3 protein-coding genes are annotated in these 5,102 nt (G+C 57.1%); all 3 read left to right on the forward strand.

Annotated features, from left to right (window positions below; genetic code table 11):
* Positions 1-447: 447 nt before the first annotated feature.
* From ACR0K1_RS25260 to pta, 3 genes are read left to right on the forward strand one after another with little or no spacing between them, the layout of a single operon-like run.
* Positions 448-2,064 (forward strand): GMC family oxidoreductase, encoded by a 1,617-nt coding sequence (locus ACR0K1_RS25260; RefSeq protein WP_480852273.1) that lies wholly within the window; start codon positions 448-450, stop codon positions 2,062-2,064.
* Between the two features lie 38 nt (positions 2,065-2,102).
* Entirely contained in the window at positions 2,103-3,878 is a 1,776-nt protein-coding gene (xsc, locus tag ACR0K1_RS25265) for a sulfoacetaldehyde acetyltransferase (RefSeq protein WP_480852274.1), read from the forward strand.
* A gap of 25 nt (positions 3,879-3,903) precedes the next feature.
* Positions 3,904-4,914 carry a phosphate acetyltransferase gene (gene pta, locus ACR0K1_RS25270; RefSeq protein WP_480852275.1) on the forward strand — a complete coding sequence of 337 codons (1,011 nt, stop codon included), beginning with the start codon at positions 3,904-3,906 and terminating at the stop codon, positions 4,912-4,914.
* The last annotated feature ends 188 nt before the right edge of the window (positions 4,915-5,102 follow it).

A 5,102-nucleotide genomic window follows, 5' to 3' on the forward strand; every position in this document is an offset into this window, starting at 1 on the left:
AAATACCACTTAGTTTCTTGCCGATCTCCATTGCTTACCTCCCTGATCGCAATTATTGAGACGTTTTGTATCAAAAAACGCTAGTATATTTGTTGTAACTTGTATAGACCTTTTTTCAACGACCTTGGGAGGAGACAATCATGGAAGTGGCTTTTACCGTTGACCAACATCGAGCATTTGGTCAGTTGAACACTTGCCAACGCATTCCAGACCCCCAATCGACTCATGAGGACCTGGTTGATTGGCAATATCCTTCGGAGACGTACTCAGACCCAAGGTTTTGCTCTAAATGCAAACCGATGGGCCATGCATCGACCGATGTTTCACAACTGGTCACGGCGCCTCCCCCATCGAATTCAATTCATGGACCTCAAGCCATCTCAGCGAGGGTTGGGACACAATTGAATCTGTCACATAGGGCGTAATCCAGACTTATTTGGTGTAGAAATGACATTCGACTACATAATAGTTGGGGCAGGCTCTGCGGGGTGTGTCATCGCCAATCGGTTGTCCGCAGACCCGAAAATCAGGGTTCTTTTACTGGAAGCTGGCGGCAAGGATATCAACCCGTGGATTCACATCCCGGTCGGGTATTTCAAAACCTTGCACAACCCCAATACCGACTGGTGCTACAAGGCCGAACCCGATCCCGGCTTGAACGGCCGCGCAATCGATTGGCCACGCGGCAAAACACTCGGCGGATCCTCGTCGATCAACGGGCTGCTTTACGTCCGCGGTCAGAAGGAAGACTATGACCGCTGGGCGCAACTGGGCAATACCGGCTGGTCCTGGGACGACGTGCTGCCGCTGTTCAAGCGGTCCGAATGTCACGAAGACGCGGACCCGGAAATTCATGGGAAAGATGGGGAGCTGGCCGTCTCGCTGATCCGGGCCAAATCCCCCATCTCAGAAGCGTTCATCGAGGCCGCCGTTGAAATGGGCGTGCCCCGGACCGATGACTACAATGGTGAGCAACAGGAAGGCGCAGGCTATTTTCACCAGACCGCGCGCAAAGGGTTTCGCTGTTCTTCGGCCAAGGCGTTCCTGACCCCGATCAAGGGCAAGCGCCAGAACCTTGAAATCATCACCCATGCCCACACGACAGGTCTTGTCTTCGCATCGGACGCCCCCAACCAGGTCACCGGCGTAGCCTATGATCGCAAGGGCCAAGCACAGAAGGCGATCCTAAAACCGGGTGGCGAAGTGATCCTGTCCACCGGAGCCATCGGGTCCCCACAACTGCTTGAAGTGTCGGGCATCGGCAATCCGGATGTCCTGCGCGCGGCTGGGGTCGAAGTACGTCACGCACTTCCCGGTGTGGGCGAACATCTGCAGGATCACCTGCAGATCCGGCTGGTCTACGAAGTTAATGTGCCCACCCTGAACGACGCAATCAATAACATCTTCCACCGCGCCGGGATTGGTATCGAATACGCCCTGCGTCGAACTGGACCTATGAGCCTTGGCGCTTCTCAGGTGGCGATTTTTGCAAAGTCGATGAAGGGTCTGGAAACCCCCGACATCCAGTTCCATTTCCAGCCGCTGTCAGCTGACAAACCGGGGATCGAGATGCACCCGTTCTCGGGCTTCACCTCTTCCGTCTGTCAATTGCGGCCGGAAAGCAGGGGGCATATCCACATCAGCTCACCTGATGCGCATGTCTATCCCAAGATCGTTCCAAACTATCTGTCGACCACCGGCGATCAGCTTTGCGCAATCCGCGCGGTCAAGTTTGCCCGTGCCATGACAAAGACCGACGCACTCTCACCCTTCGTTGTGCGAGAGCACGTGCCCAAAGGCGAGGTCATAACCGATGAGGACCATCTTGAGGCTGCGCGAAACATGGCACAGACGATCTATCACCCGACATCAACCTGCAAGATGGGTGTCGATGATCGGGCAGTGGTCGATCCACGCCTGCGCGTGCGCGGCATACGTGGCCTACGGGTCGCGGATGCGTCGATTATGCCAGACATTGTCAGCGGCAACACCAATGCCCCGGCCATCATGATCGGCGAAAAATGTAGCGACCTGATCCTCGAGGATCGTCGCGGAACTGTTTAACCCAATTCCCCATTTTCCCCTGCTGAGGAGACAGACCAATGAAAATGACAACTGAAGAGGCCTTTGTCAAAACGCTGCAAATGCACGGTATCAAGCATGCGTTTGGGATCATCGGATCGGCGATGATGCCGATTTCGGATATTTTTCCTGCGGCCGGCATTACATTCTGGGACTGCGCGCATGAGTGTACCGGCGGCATGATCGCGGACGGTTATACGCGTGCAACGGGCGAGATGTCGATCATGATTGCGCAGAATGGCCCCGGCATCACCAACTTTGTCACTGCCGTGAAAACGGCCTACTGGAACCACACTCCGCTGCTCTTGATCACACCACAGGCTGCGAACAAGACCATCGGTCAGGGCGGATTTCAGGAGATGGAGCAGATGCGCATGTTCGCGGACTGCGTTGCCTATCAGGAAGAATTGCGTGACCCAACCCGTGTGGCCGAGGTTCTGAACCGCGTGATCATGCAAGCCAAGCGCGCATCCGCCCCCGCGCAGATGAACATCCCGCGGGACATGTGGACCCAGGTTGTCGACATCGAACTGCCCAAGATCGTCAACTTCGAACGTCCATCGGGCGGCACACAAGCCGTCGAAGATGCAGCCGCGCTGCTATCGAAAGCCGAACGTCCGGTGATCCTGAATGGTGCCGGAGTGGTATTGTCCAAGGGCGGCATCGCCGCGTCTCAGGCTCTGGCCGAGCGTCTGGACGCCCCGGTTTGCGTTGGCTATCAGCACAATGACGCCTTCCCGGGCAACCACCCGCTGTTTGCCGGCCCTCTGGGCTATAACGGCTCGAAAGCAGGGATGGAGCTGATCAGCCAGGCCGACGTTGTCCTGTGTCTGGGCACCCGTTTGAACCCATTCTCGACCTTGCCGGGCTATGGCATCGACTACTGGCCGACGGATGCGAAAATCATCCAAGTTGACATCAACCCTGATCGCATTGGCCTGACCAAGGACGTCTCAGTTGGAATCGTGGGTGACGCGGCGTTGGTGGCGAACGGCATTCTGGGCCAACTGGCGGATGACGCTGGTGATGCGGGCCGGGATGCGCGGAAGGCAAAGATCGCCCAAACCAAATCCGCTTGGGCGCAGGAATTGAGCTCTCTGACACACGAAAATGACGACCCGGGGACCACCTGGAATGAGCGTGCCCGTGCCGCCAAGCCGGACTGGATGAGCCCGCGCATGGCATGGCGTGCGATCCAGCAGGCACTGCCGCGCGAAGCAATCATCTCGTCCGATATTGGCAACAACTGTGCCATCGGCAATGCCTACCCATCTTTCGACGAAGGTCGCAAATACCTAGCCCCCGGCCTGTTCGGCCCCTGTGGCTATGGCCTGCCCGCCATCATCGGCGCCAAGATCGGTTGCCCGGATGTGCCGGTTGTGGGTTTTGCCGGTGACGGCGCATTTGGCATCTCGGTCAACGAACTGACCGCCATTGGTCGCGAGGAATGGCCTGCGATCACCCAGATCGTATTCCGCAATTACCAGTGGGGTGCGGAAAAGCGCAACTCGACCCTGTGGTTCGATGACAACTTCGTTGGCACTGAGCTGGATCAGGGTGTGTCTTATGCGGCGATTGCCAATGCTTGTGGTCTCAAGGGTGTGGTTGCACGCACTCAGGAAGAACTGACCGCGGCACTGAACCAGGCGATCATTGACCAGAAGAACGGCATCACCACCCTGATCGAGGCGCTGATCAACCAGGAGCTGGGCGATCCGTTCCGCCGTGACGCGATGAAGAAGCCTGTCCGCGTGGCAGGCGTCGACGCCGCGGATATGGCTGACAGCCAAGTTTAAGTGACATGACAGGGATCCGGGACGCATGACAAAGACACCGATAGAACTGTTGCGTGAAAGCGCCCCGGCAACCCGCCCTGTTATCGCTCTGAGCGAAGGCAGCGACCCTCGCATTGTGAAGGGGGCGCTCGCCGCCCATGCCGCAGGATTGGCAGATATCATTCTGATCGGCCCACAGGCTGAGGTAGAAGCCGAGTTAAAGTCAGGTTGGGCCGAATTAGGCGAAGGGGTATCCATCCATGACCCTTTAACATCTGAATTGACGGCAGAGTTTGCCCGCGAATACCACGCGCTTCGTAAGCACAAAGGTGTAGATGAAGCCGCTGCGCGCAGGGCAGTTGAGACACCTTTGGTTTACGCGGCGATGTTGGTTCGAAGCGGTCGGGCCATAGGCACAGTCGGTGGGGCTGTTCATACCACTGGCGATGTAGTGCGAACCGCAATTCAGGTCATCGGAATGGCTCCGGATGCTGGCATGGTCTCAAGTTTTTTCCTGATGTACCCACCTGATGGCGCCTCCGATGGTGCCCGCGCGATGCTGTATTCGGATTGTGGCCTAGTTATCGACCCTTCAGCCGAAGAGTTGGCGAAGATCGCAGCCGCCTCGGCTGAATCCGCCCGCGCGCTATTGCAAGAAGAACCTAAGGTCGCAATGTTGAGCTTTTCGACCAAAGGCAGTGCGAAACATCCCAAGGTTGATAAAGTAATCAACGCCACCAATCTCCTGCGCGCTGCACATCCTGAGCTGCAGGTAGACGGTGAGTTGCAGTTTGACGCTGCCTTTGTGCCTTCGGTCGGTGAGCGAAAGTCACCTGGATCGTCCGTCGCAGGCCTCGCAAACGTTAAGATATTCCCCAATCTGGACGCAGGAAATATTGGCTACAAGATGACCCAACGATTGGGAGGATATCTTGCGATTGGTCCCGTTTTGCAAGGCCTGGCCAAGCCCGCCAACGATCTCTCGCGCGGCTGCAGCGCCGATGATGTGACACAGATCATCGCCGTTACCGTCCTTCAAGCGCGAGGAGCGCAATAATCGACGCCTGCGGCTAAGGCCGCGGTTTCTTCCATCTGGGCGGATCTGCCAGAACCGCGCCTGGATCAACCGACAGGACCCGCCTATGACCCATCAACAGCCAGTTATCGACACATCGCCAAAGGTCTCGGACGAGGTTCGCAAGACCACCTGCTACATGTGCGCCTGTCGGTGCGGCATCAACGTTC

The organism is Ruegeria sp. F5 (assembly GCF_056533845.1).